Annotated in this window: 13 protein-coding genes; 10 read left to right on the forward strand and 3 right to left on the reverse strand. The window is 39.5% G+C overall.

What is annotated here, in order from left to right:
- The first annotated feature begins 53 nt into the window (after nt 1-53).
- From nadK to H5160_RS16165, 4 genes are all read left to right on the forward strand, one after another.
- Entirely contained in the window at nt 54-938 is an 885-nt protein-coding gene (gene nadK / locus H5160_RS16150; protein WP_182737986.1) for an NAD(+) kinase, read from the forward strand.
- A 77-nt stretch (nt 939-1,015) separates the two neighbouring features.
- Complete coding sequence (locus H5160_RS16155) at nt 1,016-1,573, forward strand: hypothetical protein (protein ID WP_024597393.1); 558 nt, start codon at nt 1,016-1,018, stop codon at nt 1,571-1,573.
- A 75-nt stretch (nt 1,574-1,648) separates the two neighbouring features.
- Nucleotides 1,649-3,322: a DNA repair protein RecN gene (recN, locus tag H5160_RS16160; protein WP_182737988.1), complete on the forward strand. Its 1,674-nt coding sequence runs from the start codon at nt 1,649-1,651 to the stop codon at nt 3,320-3,322.
- Nucleotides 3,323-3,354: 32 nt separating this feature from the next.
- The gene (locus tag H5160_RS16165) at nt 3,355-3,678 is read left to right on the forward strand and encodes a hypothetical protein (protein WP_182737989.1); all 324 of its coding nucleotides are present in this window, start codon (nt 3,355-3,357) and stop codon (nt 3,676-3,678) included.
- A gap of 13 nt (nt 3,679-3,691) precedes the next feature.
- Here H5160_RS16165 and H5160_RS16170 read toward each other — a convergent pair whose 3' ends face one another.
- From H5160_RS16170 to gltB, 3 genes are all read right to left on the reverse strand, one after another.
- Nucleotides 3,692-4,714: a GGDEF domain-containing protein gene (locus tag H5160_RS16170; protein ID WP_404936236.1), complete on the reverse strand. Its 1,023-nt coding sequence runs from the start codon at nt 4,712-4,714 to the stop codon at nt 3,692-3,694.
- 790 nt (nt 4,715-5,504) lie between these two features.
- Complete coding sequence (locus H5160_RS16175) at nt 5,505-6,920, reverse strand: FAD-dependent oxidoreductase (RefSeq protein WP_004335378.1); 1,416 nt, start codon at nt 6,918-6,920, stop codon at nt 5,505-5,507.
- Nucleotides 6,921-6,929: 9 nt separating this feature from the next.
- Nucleotides 6,930-11,387, reverse strand: a complete 4,458-nt coding sequence (gltB, locus tag H5160_RS16180) for a glutamate synthase large subunit (protein ID WP_004335377.1) — start codon at nt 11,385-11,387, stop codon at nt 6,930-6,932.
- A gap of 698 nt (nt 11,388-12,085) precedes the next feature.
- On the opposite strand from gltB, the gene H5160_RS16185 reads away from it, so the two are divergent.
- The 6 genes from H5160_RS16185 (at nt 12,086) to H5160_RS16210 (ending at nt 19,345) form a co-directional block, all read left to right on the forward strand.
- Nucleotides 12,086-13,339 carry an efflux RND transporter periplasmic adaptor subunit gene (locus tag H5160_RS16185; RefSeq protein ID WP_182737993.1) on the forward strand — a complete coding sequence of 418 codons (1,254 nt, stop codon included), beginning with the start codon at nt 12,086-12,088 and terminating at the stop codon, nt 13,337-13,339.
- Nucleotides 13,340-13,381: 42 nt separating this feature from the next.
- Nucleotides 13,382-14,092: an ABC transporter ATP-binding protein gene (locus H5160_RS16190; RefSeq protein ID WP_182693985.1), complete on the forward strand. Its 711-nt coding sequence runs from the start codon at nt 13,382-13,384 to the stop codon at nt 14,090-14,092.
- A gap of 3 nt (nt 14,093-14,095) precedes the next feature.
- Entirely contained in the window at nt 14,096-15,409 is a 1,314-nt protein-coding gene (locus H5160_RS16195) for an ABC transporter permease (RefSeq protein ID WP_182695629.1), read from the forward strand.
- 11 nt (nt 15,410-15,420) lie between these two features.
- Nucleotides 15,421-16,629 (forward strand): ABC transporter permease, encoded by a 1,209-nt coding sequence (locus tag H5160_RS16200; RefSeq protein WP_039487439.1) that lies wholly within the window; start codon nt 15,421-15,423, stop codon nt 16,627-16,629.
- A 71-nt stretch (nt 16,630-16,700) separates the two neighbouring features.
- The gene (locus tag H5160_RS16205; RefSeq protein WP_182737995.1) at nt 16,701-18,032 is read left to right on the forward strand and encodes a sigma-54 dependent transcriptional regulator; all 1,332 of its coding nucleotides are present in this window, start codon (nt 16,701-16,703) and stop codon (nt 18,030-18,032) included.
- Nucleotides 18,032-19,345, forward strand: a complete 1,314-nt coding sequence (locus H5160_RS16210; protein ID WP_182737997.1) for a PAS domain-containing sensor histidine kinase — start codon at nt 18,032-18,034, stop codon at nt 19,343-19,345. Before H5160_RS16205 ends, H5160_RS16210 begins: the two co-directional genes overlap by 1 nt.
- Nucleotides 19,346-19,501: the final 156 nt, after the last annotated feature.

The raw sequence follows: 19,501 nt of genomic DNA on the forward strand, positions 1-19,501 counted from the left end.
ACACTTCTGTTTTGAGTTACTCTACAATTATTAAATCTTTTTGTGCGTACATTATGGACTCTCCTTTTAATACCATAGGCCTAATTGGCAAACCTAATCACCCGGGAGCCGCTGCTACCCTTCAGCGCTTACATACATTTTTACTTGCGCTTGGTTTTGAGGTAATAGTAGAAAAACGTGCAGGGAGTCAATTAGACGATATCCCGCATGACAAACTTGTTAAGTTAGTCGACTTAGGAGAACAAGCCGATTTAGCTATTGTTGTTGGCGGTGACGGTAACATGCTTGGTGCTGCACGCGTGCTTGCGCGCTTTAACATTGCTGTAATTGGAGTAAATAGAGGTAACCTTGGCTTTTTAACTGATTTAAACCCTGAAGGGTTTGAAGCGAGCTTAGAGCAAGTCCTCAGTGGTGAGTACCTTGAAGAAAAACGCTTTTTATTAGAAGTAGAAGTATATCGCCACAATGAATTAAAGAGTGCAAACTCAGCCGTTAACGAAGCGGTACTTCATGCCGATAAAGTAGCGCATATGATTGAGTTTGAAGCTTTTATAAATAATGACTTTGTGTTTTCTCAGCGCTCTGACGGTTTAATAGTATCAACCCCTACTGGCTCTACGGCATATTCACTTTCAGGTGGCGGGCCAATTTTAACGCCAGAGCTAAATGCAATATCGTTAGTGCCTATGTTTCCTCATACCTTATCTAGTAGACCTTTAGTGGTCGATGCCGATAACGAAGTACGCTTAAAGCTAAGCCTAGAAAATACAGATAGCTTACAGGTAAGTTGCGACAGCCATGTTGTGCTTGCCGTATTACCCGGCGATGAGGTAGTAATTAAAAAAGCGGATAAACAACTGCGCTTAATTCATCCAAAAAATTACTCGTACTACAACGTTTTACGTACAAAATTAAATTGGGGTAGTCGTTTGTACTAATTTTATTGCCAAATTTAGTACTATAAAGCAAAATGGCGGCTTAAAATAATAATCAAATAATTTAGGAACGAGTAGCAATGACTTATGTAGTATTCTTTGCTTTACTGCTATTAATTACACTTTTATACAGTTACCTCAAAATTGAGAGTAATCGCAAAAAAGCAATCGAAGCTAGAAAAAAACTATTTAATGAACGGGTTTCGCATGTAAATTCACGCCTTAAAGCAAAGCTTAATGATCTTCTTGATGCTAAAATAATTCGCCCAAAATACGTTCCTCGTATTCAAGCTATTGTAAATAATTTTTTTGTTGTGCAATCGCATACAGACGAGAATTTGCAACAACTTGAAGATACCGCTGACCTACTAATTAATACGTTGTCCAACGAGTTAATTAAAACTAATCAAACGAATATAATCCAGCCATTGATTGATAATATACAGTACTTTGTATCTGAGTTACCTCAGCAAGGAATTTTATACAATAAGAGTTTTTACCTAAATACTTTACCTCCACTTATCGGGCTACTTAAAACCGAAGACATTATACAAGCTACTGATATTGTTGATGATCAAATTGATACCTCCCCAAAAACTTCTGATACACAATTTACTCAAGATGTAAGCGTTGCATAAATAATAAAAAATTAATTTGCAAAAAACCAAAACACTGTATAAATTAACAGTTAATTGACTGGATGGATAAACAGTATGTTAATTGGTTTAGAAGTTAAAAATTTTGCAATTGTTAGTAATTTAAGCACAGAATGGCGCAGCGGTATGACCGCGATCACTGGCGAGACAGGTGCTGGTAAATCTATTGCTATTGATGCGCTATCATTATGTTTAGGTGAACGAGCTGAAGCATCAGCAGTGCGCCCAAGCTCTGATAAAGCAGAAGTATGCGCTCAATTTGACCTAACAGATTTACCGCTAGCTCAATCGTTTTTAGAGCAACATATGCTAAACAATGACGATAATGAATGTTTATTACGTCGTGTTGTTTGCAAAAATGGACGCAGTAAAAGCTATATTAATGGCAGTGCCGTTACCGCATCACAATTAAAAGAACTTGGTCAATATTTAATATCTATTCATGGACAACATGCCCACCAACACTTATTAAAAGCTGAGCATCAGTTACAGCTTTTAGATGCCTATGCAGGGCATCACCACTTAGTAAATGATGTAAATAACAACTATAAACACTTTGCTAACTTACAAAAAGAATTTAAACATTTAGAGCAACAACAGCAGCAACAAGCAGCGCAAAAACAATTGTTAGAATACCAAGTTGCAGAGCTCGATGAGTTTGCCTTACAAGAAGGTGAGTTTGATTTAATTGAGGCCGAGCATTACAAACTTAGTAATAGCCAAACAATATTAGAATCGTGCCAACGTGAATTACAATACTTATATGAAAGTGATGAACAAAATGCTTGTTCAATGCTGCAGCACAGTGCCCAACAATTCGCTGAGCTGGCTCAATACGACGAAAGCTTAGCAGGCGTAGCAGCGCTCCTTAGTGAAGCCGCAGTACAAGTTGAAGAAGCAAGCCGTGAAGTTCGAAATTATACTGAGCAAGCAGATTTAGATCCTGCTCGTTTAGGTGAAGTAGAAAATAGACTAAGCGGTGCGATGGATTTAGCGCGTAAGCATCACATAAAACCACAGCAGCTAGTTGAGTTTCATCAATCGATTGCTCAGGAGCTTGAGTCAATAAGTAATAATAGTAATCGTCTGGAGCAACTAGAGTCGGAAATAGAAAGCGCGTTAATTAGTTATAAGCAAGCTGCCGATGAACTAAGTAAAAGTCGCTATGAGTACGCTAATACACTTAACACACTAATAAGTGAAAGCATGGCTAATTTATCGATGGAAAACGGTGTATTTGAAATAGCTTTAACTCAAGAGAGTAGCCGCGCACCTAATAGCTTAGGGTACGATAATGTGTCGTTTTTAGTATCAACTAATCCGGGGCAACCACTTCAGCCGTTAGCTAAAGTAGCCTCAGGTGGTGAGCTTTCGCGAATTAGCCTTGCTATACAGGTAATTATTGCCCAAAAAGTAACAACCCCAACGCTTATTTTTGATGAAGTTGATGTAGGTATTTCTGGCCCTACAGCATCAGCCGTAGGCAAACTATTGCGCCAGTTAGGTAAGTCTACTCAAGTGATTTGTGTTACCCATTTACCGCAAGTTGCTAGTAGCGCACACCAACAATTTTTTGTAGCTAAAGAAATAGCACAAGGCGAAACGTTCACTCATATGCTGCCTTTGAATAAAGATGGTCGTATTAATGAAATAGCTCGCTTACTTGGTGGTGATAATATCAGTAAAACAGCTAAAGCGAATGCTAAAGAACTAATAATGGCCCATGCCTAATATTGGTTAATAGAGCTTTGAAGGATTAAATAATGCACAGTACTTTAGTTAATTTTTGTATCATTTTAAGTTGGTTTTTATTAGCGCTAAGCAGCTGTTTAATTATTTTTAGTAAATATAAGCATACTTACTTTAAACAGCGTTTACTGAGCTTTTTAAATAGCTTTTTAGTTCTTCAGATAATCGCCGTAGCCTATTACTTTACTAGCGAAAAAATAAATAACCTAAGTGACTTAGACATAAGTTATTGGCTATTAATTACAATGCAGATTGCCTGTAATGCAATGTGTTACATGAGCGTAAAGCGCAGAAAGGCTAAAATAAAGGCATCACTTGATTCGTTTTCAATGGATTAAAGTAGATAAACTTTTAAGAAGAACACGTTCTGTTTTTACCTTGCGCTTTTGCTTTATAAAGTAGTTCATCAGCACGCTTGATATCAAGATCAATTGAGCGTTCGGCACTTGCAGAGATAACACCAATACTTAGCGTAATATTGGTACTATCTGAAAATAAGCTCACAGCTGAAGCTTTAAGGGCGTTGTGGATTTTTTCTGCAACTTGCTCCCCCTGCTCAACTGTTGCATTTGGGATAACAATTAAAAACTCCTCTCCGCCCCAACGTGATCCAATCGCATTTTTTGGAATACTTTTATCAAAGGTTTTAGCTAACTGAATAAGTGCTTCATCGCCAAAATCATGGCCGAATTGATCATTAATTTTTTTAAAATTATCTACATCAGCTAATAAAATTACAAAGGGAGTATTATTATCTTTCAGCTCACTTTTAAAAGCCACAAGCTTATTCATGGTATAGCGACGGTTTGGCAGGTTAGTGAGTGGATCTATAGTTGCTAAAAATTCATTTTTTTGACTCAAAGCAATTATTTTACTGCTGTATTTTTCTCTTGAAAACTCGTAGTAGCCACTCAGCGACGCGACAATTATAAAAGCGAGTATGATTCTGATAGGAAACTGTTCCGGACTATAGTCATATATATTGAATGTATCAGCGCAGTAAAAGCCTAAAACAATCGCTAATAAAAACAAAATTATATCAAATGTACCTCGCTTAAGTCCGCGTATTGAATAAGTAACTGGAGACACTATGAATATCCATATAGGCCCTGTTCCTTGTGCTCCACCAGTGAGGACTAGGTAAAACATTAGTGCATAAAGGTTGTATAAAATTATAGTGCCTGACTTCTCTACTCCCCTACTTATGCTAAATGCCAATAAATAAACAAACGAAGAAACAACCAAGGTACACGCTAATAAATAACTGCTATTAATAAATGCTAAGCTAGCCATAGAAAACGTTGCTATAAACCCTATTGAAGAGAAGAATCGAACAATGAGTTTCCTTTCCGACTTGTTTGAATATTCGTACATAATTTCTATTTATTTTATTAATATATAAAAGCTTACTTGTAGACAAAAAGTAAGCAAACCGTAAACAGCGTGCGATAATGGACCAACTTTATATTTAAATCAACTCTTAAGATTAGTTATTTCGGGTTGATAAAAGCGAATACTTTAACCATTACTTACCTTTGTTAGGGATAATGCATAACATTAAGAGTTAAAAAATAAATAAGTTTACTTTTTTATTTCCACACTACCCGCACTAATAGTACTGAGTAATAGTAAAAGTAGTGATATAACACACGCAGTTAAAGATGGTATTGACGATGCTGTAAATATGTATCTAGCACTAGCGACCAATCAATTAACTCTTCACATCAAAGTGTTTATACAACGACGAAAACAAAAGTTATAGCATATTAAGCAGCAAAAAAAGCTACAGATTATGACCAAATAACGTTAGCTAGTACTACTGAAGATCCAAAAACTCGAGTTGCTACAAGTATATGCCTGTACCCTTGTGTTGGTTAAGTAAAGCGTAAGTTTGATGTATGAATTAACCCTCAAGGCTGCTTAATAGATGCCCAAAGCATCCGTATTTAGCTCGAAACAAGCACACCCTCACTAAAGCAAAATAATCCCTCTTGGTAGTTACACTAAAGGTAAAAGCTCAAGGTGTCGCTAAAGAAAGCTATGCTACAGGTGATATTAATATAATACCGTTTGTGGCTAACTACGTTGACATTACATTCGAATAAAACAATAAAAAAAGCAAGCCAGTTGGCTTGCTTCTTATTTATTTTATTAATACGAACAATTAAACTTTTAAGTAATCCATAATACCTTCTGCAGCATTACGTCCTTCAAAAATAGCGGTTACCACTAAATCTGAACCACGCACAATATCGCCACCAGCAAATATTTTAGGGTTCGTTGTTTGATGTGTAAATTCACCCTGTTCTGGTGCATTAATGCCGCCCCAGTGATTTATTTCTACATCGTATTTTTCTAACCAATCCATTTTGTGAGGCTGGAAACCAAATGCCATAATAACTTGGTCAGCTTCTATCACATGCTCTGAACCAGGTACTTCTTCAGCACGACTTCTGCCATTTGCGTCAGGTTCGCCTAATTTAGTTTTAACCATTCTAACGCCAGTTACTTTACCTTTATCGTTCAATACAATACCTTTAGGCTGAACGTTATAGGTAAATATAACGCCTTCTTCTTTGGCGTTTTTAACTTCACGTTTAGAACCAGGCATATTTTCTTTATCACGACGATAAGCACACGTTACTTTTGCAGCATTTTGACGAATAGACGTACGCACACAGTCCATCGCTGTATCACCACCACCAAGTACAACTACTTTTTGGTTAGCCATATCAATACACGGCTGCTTAGTCTCGTCATAGCCCATTACACGGTTAGTGTTACCAATCAAGAACGGGAGTGCATCGTGAACACCTGGTGCATCTTCATTTTCAAGACCTGCACGCATACTTTGATACGTACCAACTCCTAAAAATACGGCGTCGTAATCAGCTAAAATTTGATCAAGCGTAATATCAACACCTACTTCAACATTTAACTTAAACTCCACGCCCATTTCAGTGAAAATTTCACGGCGCTTTTGCATCACTTCTTTTTCAAGTTTAAAAGAAGGAATACCAAACGTGAGTAGTCCGCCAATTTCTGGGTGACGGTCAAACACTACTGGTTTTACGCCGTTACGAACTAAAATATCAGCACACCCTAAACCAGCTGGGCCTGCACCAATAATAGCTACTTTTTTGTCGGTCCAAGTTACATAAGACATATCAGGCTTCCAGCCCATTTTAAATGCCTCATCGGTAATGTATTTTTCAATATTACCAATTGTAACCGCACCAAACTCTTCATCTAATGTACACGAACCTTCACACAAACGGTCTTGTGGGCAAACACGCCCACAAACCTCTGGTAAGCTATTTGTACGATGAGAAAGCTCTGCTGCCTCTATAATACGACCTGTGCGTATTAACTTTAACCATTGTGGAATGTAGTTATGTACTGGGCACTTCCACTCACAATACGGGTTACCACAATCTAAACAACGATCAGCTTGTGAGTTAACCTGATTTTCTGAAAAGGGTTCGTAAATTTCTACGAAAGATTTTTTACGTGACGAGATTGGTTTTTTGCGTGGATCTACACGCTGCACGTCTATAAATTGGTATACATTTTCGCTCATACTGCCCCCTTATTGCGCCTGAACACGTAGTTCGGCACTACTGCGAGCGCGATGCCCGAGTAAACTTTTTACGTCGCTTGATTTTGGTTTTACTAATTTGAACATCGGTAAGTACAGTTCAAAGTTAGCTAAAATGCTTTCTGCTCTGCACGAACCCGTAAGCTCTAAATGCTCAGCAATTAAGCCGCGTAAATGTTCTTGATGCGACGTTAATTCGTCTAGTGTTACTATTTCTACAAGCTCTGGATTAATGCGTTTTTCAAAATCATTTCGCTCATCTAAAATATAAGCAAAACCACCAGTCATACCCGCGCCAAAGTTAACACCTACATTACCAAGTACACACACAACGCCACCGGTCATGTATTCACAACCGTTGTCACCTACACCTTCAACAACCGCTTGCACACCTGAGTTACGAACTGCAAAGCGCTCACCGGCACAACCCGCTGCAAACAGTTTTCCGCCTGTAGCGCCGTACAAACATGTGTTTCCAGCAATGGTTGCTTTATGACTTTCAAAAGATGAGCCAAGTGGTGGACGAATAACTAACTTACCGCCTGCCATGCCTTTACCTACGTAATCGTTAGCATCGCCAACCAATGTCATTTCAAGACCACCGGCATTCCAAACACCAAACGATTGACCCGCCGTACCGTGTAATTCAATTGCTACGGGGTCTGCCGCCATACCTTGATTACCGTGTTTATCAGCAATATAACCCGAAAGCATTGCACCTACAGAGCGGTCAGTATTACAAATACGACTCACAAGCGAGATACCGCTTGACGTATCAATTGCCTCTTGCGCTTTAGCTAATAAACTTTCGTTTAACTTACCTAGATAATGCGAACTGTTAGGCGCACTACAATAAAGCGTTTCGCCAGTTGGGTTGTTCGGCTGAGCAATAACAGACGATAAATCAATTTTCTTCTGCTTTGCAGTTTTGCCTTCAATTTCTTCTAATAAATCTAAACGGCCAATTAAGTCAGTTAAATTTGCAACGCCGAGGCTAGCCATAATTTCACGCGCTTCTTGCGCTATAAACTTAAAGTAGTTCATCGCCATTTCTGGTAAGCCGTGATAATGCTTTTGACGAAGTGTTTCGTCTTGTGTTGCAACACCGGTCGCACAGTTATTTAAGTGACAAATACGTAAGTATTTACACCCAAGGGCAACCATTGGACCAGTACCAAAACCAAAGCTTTCAGCACCTAAAATTGCCGCTTTAATAATATCTAAACCTGTTTTTAAGCCACCATCTGTTTGCAGGCGAATGCGATGACGAAGGCCATTTTCAACTAGTGCTTGCTGTGTTTCAGCAAGTCCAAGCTCCCATGGGCTACCCGCATATTTAACAGAAGTAAGTGGGCTTGCGCCTGTACCGCCATCGTAGCCAGAAATAGTAATTAAATCGGCATATGCTTTAGCAACACCTGTTGCAATGGTTCCCACACCTGGCTCTGAAACAAGTTTTACAGAAATAAGTGCTTTAGGGTTTACTTGTTTTAAATCGAAAATTAGCTGTGCTAAATCTTCAATTGAGTAAATATCGTGATGCGGTGGTGGCGAAATTAACGTAACACCTGGTACCGAATAACGAAGCTTAGCAATATACGGCGTTACTTTTTCACCCGGTAATTGTCCACCTTCGCCTGGTTTTGCACCTTGCGCTACTTTAATTTGAATAACGTCAGCACTGCGTAAGTAATGAGGCGTTACACCAAATCGACCTGAAGCGACTTGTTTAATACGCGAGTTTTTCTCTGTACCATAACGCAGTTTATCTTCACCGCCTTCACCAGAGTTTGAACAACCACCTAAGCGGTTCATTGCAATTGCTAGCGCTTCATGAGCTTCTGGTGATAACGCACCAATACTCATTGCTGCTGAGTCAAAACGCTTGTATAGGTTTTCTGCAGACTCTACTTCATCGATGCTTATACCTTGCTCAGGTAGTTTAAGCGCTAACATATCGCGCAAAGTCGCAATTGGACGATTATTAACTAAATCAGCGTACGCACTGTAGTCTTTATAATCACCTGATCGAACCGCTTTTTGCAGGGTTTGAATAACATCTGGATTATAAGCATGATACTCACCACCGTGAACGTACTTAAATAAACCACCGTGGCTTAATAATTTACGCTTACTTAAAGCAAGTTTGTGCAAACTTTGCTGATCGTCATCAAAGTCGGTAAAGCATGCACCTTGTATACGACTTGCAACGCCTTTAAAGCACATTTCAATAATCGCATCAGATAATCCCACCGCTTCAAACAACATTGAACAACGATAAGATGCAACCGTACTTATGCCCATTTTAGACATAATTTTGTACAAGCCTTTATTAATGGCTTTACGATAAGCAAGGGTCACTTCGCAATACGACTTATCAATAATTTTGCTGTCGCTCATCGCAACTAACGATTCATACGCAAGGTATGGATAAATTGCCGTAGCACCAAAACCTAATAGCACAGCAAATTGGTGCGCATCTCGCACGCTGCCAGTTTCAATGATAATATTTGATTCACAGCGCAAGTTGTTATCAACTAAGCGTTTTTGTACCGCACCTACAGCCATAGCTGCTGGAATTGGTAAATTTATTTCATCAAAGTTACGGTCAGTTAAAATAAGCATGATACAGCCCGCAGCTGCTTTTTCTTGTGCTTGGTCACAAATACGCGTAACCGCGTTTTCTAAACCCTCTTCAACTGTGTAGGTAATATCAATTTTACAGTAGCTGTAGTGCGCTTCATCAGCATTTAATAGCTGCTGCATATCTGCGTACATTAAAATTGGTGTATCAAACTGTAGGCGCTTAGCGTGGCCCGTTGTTTCGTTAAATACGTTTTGCTCACTACCAATACAGGTTGCAAGCGACATTACATGGTTTTCACGTAGTGGATCGATAGGTGGATTTGTTACTTGCGCAAATTTTTGGCGGAAGTAATCATAAAGTGAACGATGCCCTTCACTAAGCACAGCAAATGGCGTGTCATCACCCATTGAGCCTGTCGCTTCTTGGCCGTTTTCACCCATTACACGAATAACGCTATCAAGCTCTTCGTTGGTATAACCAAACATTTTTTGATATTTAGCTAGCGTTTCGTCATCAAATGAGCGATTACCAGCGTCTTGCTCAGTAAGTTCTTCAAATGGAACTAAACGTTTAACGTTTTCTTCAAGCCATGACTTGTAAGGATGGCGAGATTTTAAATCTTGATCGATTTCATCCGAGTGCCAGATTTTGCCAAGTTTAGTATCAATAACTAATAATTCACCTGGACCAACACGGCCTTTTTCAACCACTTCATCGGCAGTGTAATCCCAAATACCCACTTCTGATGCAAGCGTAATAAAACCATCTTGTGTAATTACATAACGTGCTGGGCGAAGTCCATTACGGTCAAGGTTACACGCCGCAAAACGACCATCCGACATAACAATACCTGCCGGGCCATCCCATGGTTCCATATGCATAGAGTTAAAGTCGTAAAATGCACGTAAATCGTCGTCCATTGCACGGTTTTTCTGCCATGCAGGCGGCACGAGCATACGCATAGCGCGGAATAAATCCATGCCGCCAGCTAAAAATAGCTCAAGCATATTATCTAGGCTTGATGAATCAGAACCGGTTTCGTTTACAAACGGCGCTGCGCTTTGTAAATCAGGAATAAGCGGTGACGCAAATTTATAAGAACGTGCGCGTGCCCACTGGCGGTTACCTTCAATAGTATTAATTTCACCATTGTGTGCTAAATAGCGGAAAGGTTGAGCTAAAGGCCAACGCGGCTGAGTATTAGTAGAAAAGCGCTGATGGAAAACACAAATCGCACTCGTCATACGAATATCAGCTAAATCTAGGTAAAAATTAGGTAAATCTGCAGGCATCATTAAGCCTTTATAGATAGTTACCAAACCAGATAGACTTGCGATATAGAAAGCTTCGTCATCAACAATGCGCTTTTCAGCACGGCGGCGCGCTACATATAAGCGACGCTCTAAGTCTTTAGAACGCCAACCTTCTGGCGCGCTAACAAAAATTTGTTCAAAACCTGGTAATTGCTGTACAGCAATAGGACCCAACATAGATGGGTCGGTTGGTACAACACGCCAACCTAAAATATTTAGCGTTTCTTTTTCTAATTCTTCGCTAAGTATTTGTTTTGCAGCTTGTGCTAAAACAGGGTCTGAATTTAAAAATATCATACCCACTGCGTAGTTTTTGCCTAAGTGCCAATTATGTTCACTGGCAATTGCACGGAAAAAGCTATCTGGTTTTTGTAATAATAAACCACAGCCATCACCTGTTTTACCATCGGCAGATATACCGCCACGGTGCTGCATGCGATCAAGCCCCGTAATAGCAGTACGAATAAGCCTATGACTAGCTTGACCATTAACTTGGGCTATTAAGCCAAAGCCACAATTTTCTTTTTCTAACTTTGAGTCGTATAACATAGACCCCTCCCCTTGCTGCACTGTTAGCGTGGATGAACTGCTCGACGATTTGCTAACAGACGGACAAAACTAGCCTCTATCTTAAATAGAGTCAATAGCACTTTGAATACATATTCACATTCTTGAATATTTCTCACTTCATAGCAAGATTTCTTTTTATCATTATTTTTAACATTTAGCGTTATTTTAACCACTATTTTTTCATGACACTGGTGTCAAGTTTAACATATTGTAAAAAACACAAGCGCTAAAAGCTGCAGCTTACGTAAACGTAAAGGCAGACAAAAGTGAATAAGTATTCAACACGTGAAGCGCTATTCAGTTAACATTTAGATAGTTTTATGCTATTTCATTACTTTAATGGCTTAACATCCCCGATTATTGCTGCTCATTAGTATAGTTATGAAAGTTCATGTCCTTTTTTGTACATTAATAGTGAATTTTTATTTAAAGCGGTGTCCGATGCGGACATAAAAACTGTCCGCGGACATCATTTTAAAGAACAAAAAATAAAAAGCACTTTAATATCAATGCGATAATAGTTGGCATATTAATCGTATAGCTTTACATATAATCGCTAATTGGAATTACCATGTTTACTCTAAGCTTATTTTTGCTCTCTCCTATTGCCGCCATTTGCACAGCAGCTTTATTACTGCTGTGCGAAAAATACATAAAAGCAATGTAGGGGGAATTAAATGATTAAAGATACCAGCGCACAAGACGTACAAGTAAAGGCACCTATAAGCTATAAAAAATACGCGATAATCACTGCGATTGTTTTCATTGTGGTCTCTACAGTTGCTTATATTTTTTTAACTAACCATAGCGCTAAAAGCTCTATTAGCCGCTCAAAAGTACAGGTTGCAAAAGTACATGTTAAAGCGCTCATTCGAGATATTGCCGCCAGTGGTAAAATTGTTGCTGCTAATGCTCCTAAAATCTACAGTCCAGAACGTGGATTTATAGATTTAAAAGTAAAGGCCGGCGATACAGTAAAGCAAGGGGACACACTTGCCCTGCTACAAAGCCCTGAGTTAACTAACGAATTAAAGCAACAAGAATCTGTGCTTAAACGACTACAAGGCGAGCAGCAAAGGCAGTATTTGCAAGCAAGACGCCAAACACTCACTTTAAATAAAACACTTGATATGGCACAAGTTGAGCTTAACGCCGCTGAGCGCGAAAATCGCCGGGCGCAGTTATCAATTCAAAAGCACTTAATTAGCCAAATTGATCTTGAAAAAGCAGTAGATGATTTATCCCGAGCTAAGCTCTCGTATAAACATGCACAACAAGAGGTATTGCTTGCCAAAGACACGCTCGCCTTTGAACTACAAGCTGCTAAAAGTGATGTGACCCGCCAACAACTTATCGTTGATGATTTAATCAGAAAAGTAAGCAACCTATCTATTAAGGCTTCCGTTACAGGGATCGTGGGTAACCTATTAGTGCAACAAAAAGCCGCTGTGACACAAAGCCAACCTCTTATGACACTCGTCGACTTAAGTAATTTCGAAGCGGAACTTCAAGTACCTGAAAGTTACGCCAACGAATTAGGACTCGGTATGGAAGTAGAGCTTAAGTTAGGCAATGAAACAGTGATGGGGAATTTATCCGCCATATCACCAGAAGTTAATAATCGTGAAGTAACAGCACGCGTCCGATTTAAAGGTGTTACTAACAACATCCGTCAAAACCAACGCTTAACTGCACGTATTTTACTCGACAACCGAGAAGGTGTAATGCAGGTAAAACGCGGCGTTTTTATGCAGCAAGGCGGAATTTTTGCTTATAAAGTAGAAGGCAATATTGCAAAGCGTATACCTATTACAATAGGCGCCACCAGCATTAATGCGGTTGAACTTTTAAGCGGTGTTAAAGAAAACGATGAAATTATTATTTCAAGCTACAGCGACTTTAAGCAAGCCGATACGATTTTATTAAATTAAACAGACGTTCTCAACCAACGCTAAAAATAATTAGGAACAACCATGTTACAAATGAACAATGTAAGTAAAGTATACCAAACAGAAATGGTACAAACCCATGCGCTTCGAGACTTTAACCTGCAAGTAAACGAAGGCGAATTTATTGCTGTTACCGGTCCTAGCGGCTCAGGAAAAACAACCTTTTTAAATATTGCAGGTATGCTCGAGCCTTTTAACGAAGGTGAGTACCTGTTAGATGGCGTTAATGTTGGCAGCCTAAACGATAACCAACGTGCTGATTTACGAAATCAAAAAATTGGCTTTATATTCCAAGGCTTTAATTTGATCCCCGATTTAAATTTATATGAAAACATAGAAGTTCCTCTTCGCTATAGAGGGATTAAAGCAAATGAGCGAAAACGTCGAATTGAGCAATGCCTTGAACAAGTTGGTTTAGCATCTCGCGCTAAACACTTACCTCAGCAACTCTCCGGTGGCCAGCAACAACGTGTGGCAATAGCTCGTGCGCTTGCTGGTGAACCTCGTTTTTTACTTGCCGATGAGCCAACAGGTAACCTTGACAGCTTAATGGCTCGCCAAGTTATGGAGTTACTTGAGCAAATAAATCGCGACGGTGCCACTATAATAATGGTAACGCATGATAGCGAATTAGCCCGCCGTGCTCCGCGTAATATTCAAGTAGTTGATGGACAACTTGCCGACTTTACACTTTATCAAGGCGCGCAAACTATAAAAACAGCATCGGGGGTTTAACTAATGTTTATTCATTATTTAGATTTAAGTTGGCGCAGCTTCAAGCGCACCCCATTGGTTAGCTTTTTAATGGTACTTGCCATTGCGATAGGTATAGGCATAACAATGACCAGCCTTAGTGTTTATCACATGATGTCGGCCGATCCTATACCAGAAAAAAGCAGCCAACTTTACAGTGTGCAATTACAAACAATGGACGATGGTAGTACGTGGTGGACAGAAGATAACATGCCACTGCAACTGACCTATCAAGATGCTGAGAACTTATTAAACGCACCCACGCCAGAGAAAAAAGTGGCTATGATGCGTACCGGTTTCTCAGTTTATCTAGACTCCGACAAAATAAAACCTTTTATAGGTAATGCTCGCATGACAACGCCTGACTTTTTTAGCATGTTTAATTTGTCATTTTTATACGGAGGGGCTTGGAGCAAAGAGCAAGAAGACTCTGCCGCACCTGTGGTTGTTATTACCCAAGAGATAAACGATAAACTATTTGCAGGACAAAACTCCGTCGGAGAACTGATTTACTTAGATGATGCAAGCTATCAAGTAGTTGGTGTTATTAACCATTGGCCTCTCAATATTAAATATTATGATTTAAATAACGGTGCATTTAATCAAGTAGAAGAGTTATTTATGCCCTTTAGCTTAATAAAGACAAAAGAGCTAGTAAGTTGGGGCAATAGCAACGGATGGAAACACGAAAACACACCAACCTTTGCAGATAAACTGCAATCTGAGCAAGTATGGATCCAGTTTTGGGCAGAGCTAAATACGCTTGAACAAAAACAAGCCTATCAAAATTACTTATTAGCCTATATGCAAGAACAACAAAAACGTGGTCGATTTAATCGTAAAGAACTTGAGTATAAACTTCGCGATGTAAACCAATGGATGCAATACAACAACGTCGTCACCGAAGACAATAAAATTTTAGTGGGCCTGAGCTTTATGTTTTTAGGTGTCTGCTTAGCCAATATTTTAGGTTTACTTTTAGCTAAGTTTTTACGCAGAGCGCCAGAAGTAGGTGTAAGACGCGCATTAGGTGCGAGTAAAAGGCAAATATTTTTACAGCACTTAGTTGAGGTCGCCATGCTTGGCTTTATAGGTGGCATGCTAGGAATTGTACTAGCACAACTTGGCTTAATGGGCGTAGGGCAAAGCTACGACTACTATGAAAACTTAGCGACAATGGATTTAACCATGCTATTGAGCGCCCCATTGATTGCAATTACAACCTGCATTTTAGCTGGTTTGTACCCAGCTTGGTTAGTGTGTAAAACCAATCCTGCTATTTATCTTAAGAGCCAATAAGGAATGTCACAATGTTAGAAATAAAACCTATATTTAACGCCTTATGCCGCTCAAAGGTGGGCGCTGTATTACTGCTAATTCAAATTGCAATTACTACAGCTATAGTTAGTAATGCTGCATTTATTATTCAAGACAGAATTAGCTATTTAAACCAAGAAACGGGCTACCCTGAACAAGATATATTCAAGTTTAATGTAATGACCTTTGGTACTGATATTAACTTAAGTCAGCAGTTTGAGCTTGATGAAAGCATGCTTAGAAAAATGCCAGGCGTGGTCGATGCCGCATTAAGCAGTAGTATTCCGCTATCAGGGGGTGGCAGCGCTTCGAGCTTTAATTTAAAACCTGCCCCACAAGAAGGCCTAAGTGTCAGGACCGCTTATTTTTTTATAGACGATCATGCTATTAATACCTACGGCGTTAACTTAATTGCAGGGCGAAACTTTACCGAAGATGAAGTGCTCGTTACAAACGAAATTACACAAAAGCGCACCAACGTCACTATAGTCACTAAAGCCTTACTTGATGAGCTCTACCCTGATGGAGATGGTTTAGGGAAAATAGTTTATTTTGGCGACCTACCACTTAAAATTATTGGCGTGATCGGAAAAATGAAAGGCCCGTGGCTCAAAGACAGTAAACCCGATAATCTTGCGTTTATTCCTTATATTAAAGCAGCAAGTTATGCACAAGTTGCCGTTCGTACTAAGCCTGGTCAGCGAGCAGCTGTAATGAAAGAAATAGAAAATGCTATGCTCGAAAATTACAGCAAACGCGTTATTAACAACATTAAAGGGCTTGATGAATTAAAAAATGAGTATACCGCTCAAGATCGCCTTATGATGCGCATGCTCATAGTATTAATCACTATTTTAGTGCTTATAACCGCTCTCGGTATTTTTGGCTTAACCTTATTTAATATTAGCAAACGTACTAAGCAAATTGGTACACGCAGAGCACTTGGCGCAAGAAAGTCAGCTATTGTTAGCTACTTTTTAGTAGAAAATGCATTAATTTGTAGCCTAGGTTTAGCCTTAGGTGTAGTAACAGCAATACTACTTGGGAAAATGTTAATGCAGTATTTTTCTGTAGCCGCACTACCGCCAAGTTATATAGCCGTTACCGCCATTGCCGTATTTTTAATGAGTTTACTTGCAGTATTAGCGCCGGCTAAACGCGCTGCCAATATTTCGCCCAGTATTGCAACTCGCACTATTTAATTATATGTAAATCACTATGCTACACTGCTTAGTAAGGCAGTGTAGCCATCAAAAAATTATAAAAATAACCTATGACTCATAAAATACTCATTGTTGATGATAACCAAGCAGTACTCGACGCACTTTCATTGTTGCTCGAGATCCACGACTTTTCGGTAGTCACTGCAACAAATCCGTTTGATGCTCTGCAAATAGTTCGCTATCAGCGAATTGAGCTTGTAATTCAAGACATGAACTTTACCAGCGACACCACCTCTGGCGAAGAAGGTAAAGCGTTGTTTTATGAACTACGAGAAATAAACCCACACCTACCTATTATACTTATTACAGCCTGGACCGAACTTGCCACCGCCATTGAGCTTGTAAAAGCAGGTGCTGCTGATTACTTACCAAAACCCTGGGATGATGCAAAACTACTAGTTTGTATCGGTAACTTAATAGAGCTAGGCAGTGCTAAAAAAATAGTGGCGACACATAATCGCCATCAACAAGAACGTGAAGGTACATTTAAAAGCGCAGACCTTGCTGGGCTAATATTTAAAAGTACTGCGATGGAACGACTGGTTACTATGGCGCTTCAAGTGGCTAAATCTGATATATCTGCATTAATTACAGGCCCTAATGGGAGTGGCAAAGAGTGTATTGCGCATATTATTCAAAAAAACTCCCCGCTTGTATCGCAGCCTTTTATTAAGGTAAACGCAGGTGCACTTCCGCAAGAACTTATAGAGGCCGAACTTTTTGGCGCTGAAGCCGGAGCATATACGGGGATAACCAAACAACGTATTGGTCGATTTGAAGCAGCTGATGGCGGTACGTTATTTTTAGATGAAATTGGTAATTTACCACTTTCAGGACAAATAAAATTACTACGCGTACTACAAACCGGCGAGTTTGAACGTTTAGGCTCAACACAAACACGAAAGGTAAATGTGCGGGTTATATCGGCCACTAACGAAAACTTACTACAAGCAATTCAACAAGGTCGATTTAGGGAAGACTTATATTATCGCCTTAATGTAATTGAGCTCAATGTGCCTTCCCTAAGCGAAAGACAAGATGATGTTTTAGCACTTATTAGCCATTTTTTACCTCACCGAGAGCTGACTATAAACACAGAGCAAGCACTTCAACACTACAAATGGCCAGGTAACGTTCGAGAGCTAGAAAACGCTTGTAAGCGTGTAGCGGTACTAAAACCTACAGGTGCGCTTACAGTCGATGACTTTGCACTATCGTCACCGGTCACTGCTCAACAAGAAGCAAAAGCAGAGCCGACCAAACAGGAAATAGAACACGCAATGCGCGCTCATCAAGGTGTTATAGCCAAAGTCGCCCGTGAATTTGGTTTAAGCCGACAAGCGCTTTATCGTCGATTACAAAAAATGGGTATTGATTATTAATGCCAAACATTATTAGCAACTTTACCCTAAGCCAAAAGGTTGTATTAATTTGCGGGCTTTGTAGCGCGCTGCCTATTGTTATTATTGCCGCGCTAAGTGGCTTTGATATTTACTACACTCTGTTTTTAATATTACTAACGCTTACATTTAGCACTCTGCTTTCAAGAACTCTCACCAAGCCAATAAAGCTTGGCATGCAATCGCTTGAAACCGGATTACTTAATTTTAAAGATGGTGAGCTCTCCAGTTTGCTTGCGTATAAAAGTAATGATGAACTTGGAAAACTATGCCAACTTTATAATCAAACCGCAAAACAGCTTCGCCAAGAAAAACAATGGATTTACCAGCGCGAGTTAATGCTTGATAAAGTTTTGCAAAGCTCGCCGCAAGCGTTATTGCTGGTCAATGATAATAATACGGTGGTATTTAGTAATTTAATTAGCCGTAGTTTATTTAATAGCGCAACTCGCCTTGAAGGTATGCAGCTAAGTAGATTACTCGAAAATTCGCCTCTGCAATTAGTAGCAGCTATAGAGCACGGTATTGATGGCCTCTTTAATATAGAAATAGAGAATCAAGACTCGCAAACTTGGCATTTAGCCACTGGGGAGTTTTTACTTAATAATCAAAAGCATCATTTATATATATTTAAACAGTTAACCCGTGAACTTAGTCGTCAAGAAGTTGCGGTGTGGAAAAAAGTAATACGCATTATTAGCCACGAATTAAATAATTCACTCGGCCCTATGTCATCCATGCTACACAGCGCACAATTGCTCGCAAATAAAGTTGATGAGCCTCGTCTTGCCCGTGTATTTGCAACTATTGATGAGCGAATTAGTCATTTAACTGAATTTGTACAAGGCTATGGCAAGTTTGCTAAATTACCTCAGCCACAAAAAACGCGGGTTAACTGGCAAAACACCCTCAATAATTTAAAAAACCACTGGCAATTTAGCTACGAAATAAAAAATTCACACAATGAATTACAAGCTGATCAAGCCCAACTCGAGCAGCTGCTCATAAACCTATTAAAAAATTCACACGAGTCAGGTTCCAATGCCAATGAAATACATATTCAGGTCGAGTTTGTACCCCAAGCATGTGTTATAAATGTAAGCGACTGCGGCAAAGGAATGAGCGAGCAAGTAATGGGAAATGCTTTAGTGCCCTTTTATTCAACAAAAAGTACGGGGAGTGGTTTAGGGCTAGCCTTATGCAGAGAAATAGCAGAAGCGCACCAAGGGCATATAAGTTTACATAACAAAATAGAGGGCGGCTTAAACGTTCAAGTGAGCCTTCCTTATTCGTAAATTTACACAAATTAAAAACAACAAAGCCACTTAAAAAGCTGTCTCTTGATCACAAGTCTGACTCAAGAGATTTTGCTAAATCGTAGCCTTCCAGGATGGCTTGTAACTTAAGCCATCCTTGCCATAACACTTTCACAGATGCACGCCCTGTGCGCT

The sequence above is a fragment of the Pseudoalteromonas sp. SG43-4 genome (assembly GCF_014164325.1).
In the GTDB taxonomy this organism is placed as follows: Bacteria; Pseudomonadota; Gammaproteobacteria; order Enterobacterales; family Alteromonadaceae; genus Pseudoalteromonas; species Pseudoalteromonas distincta.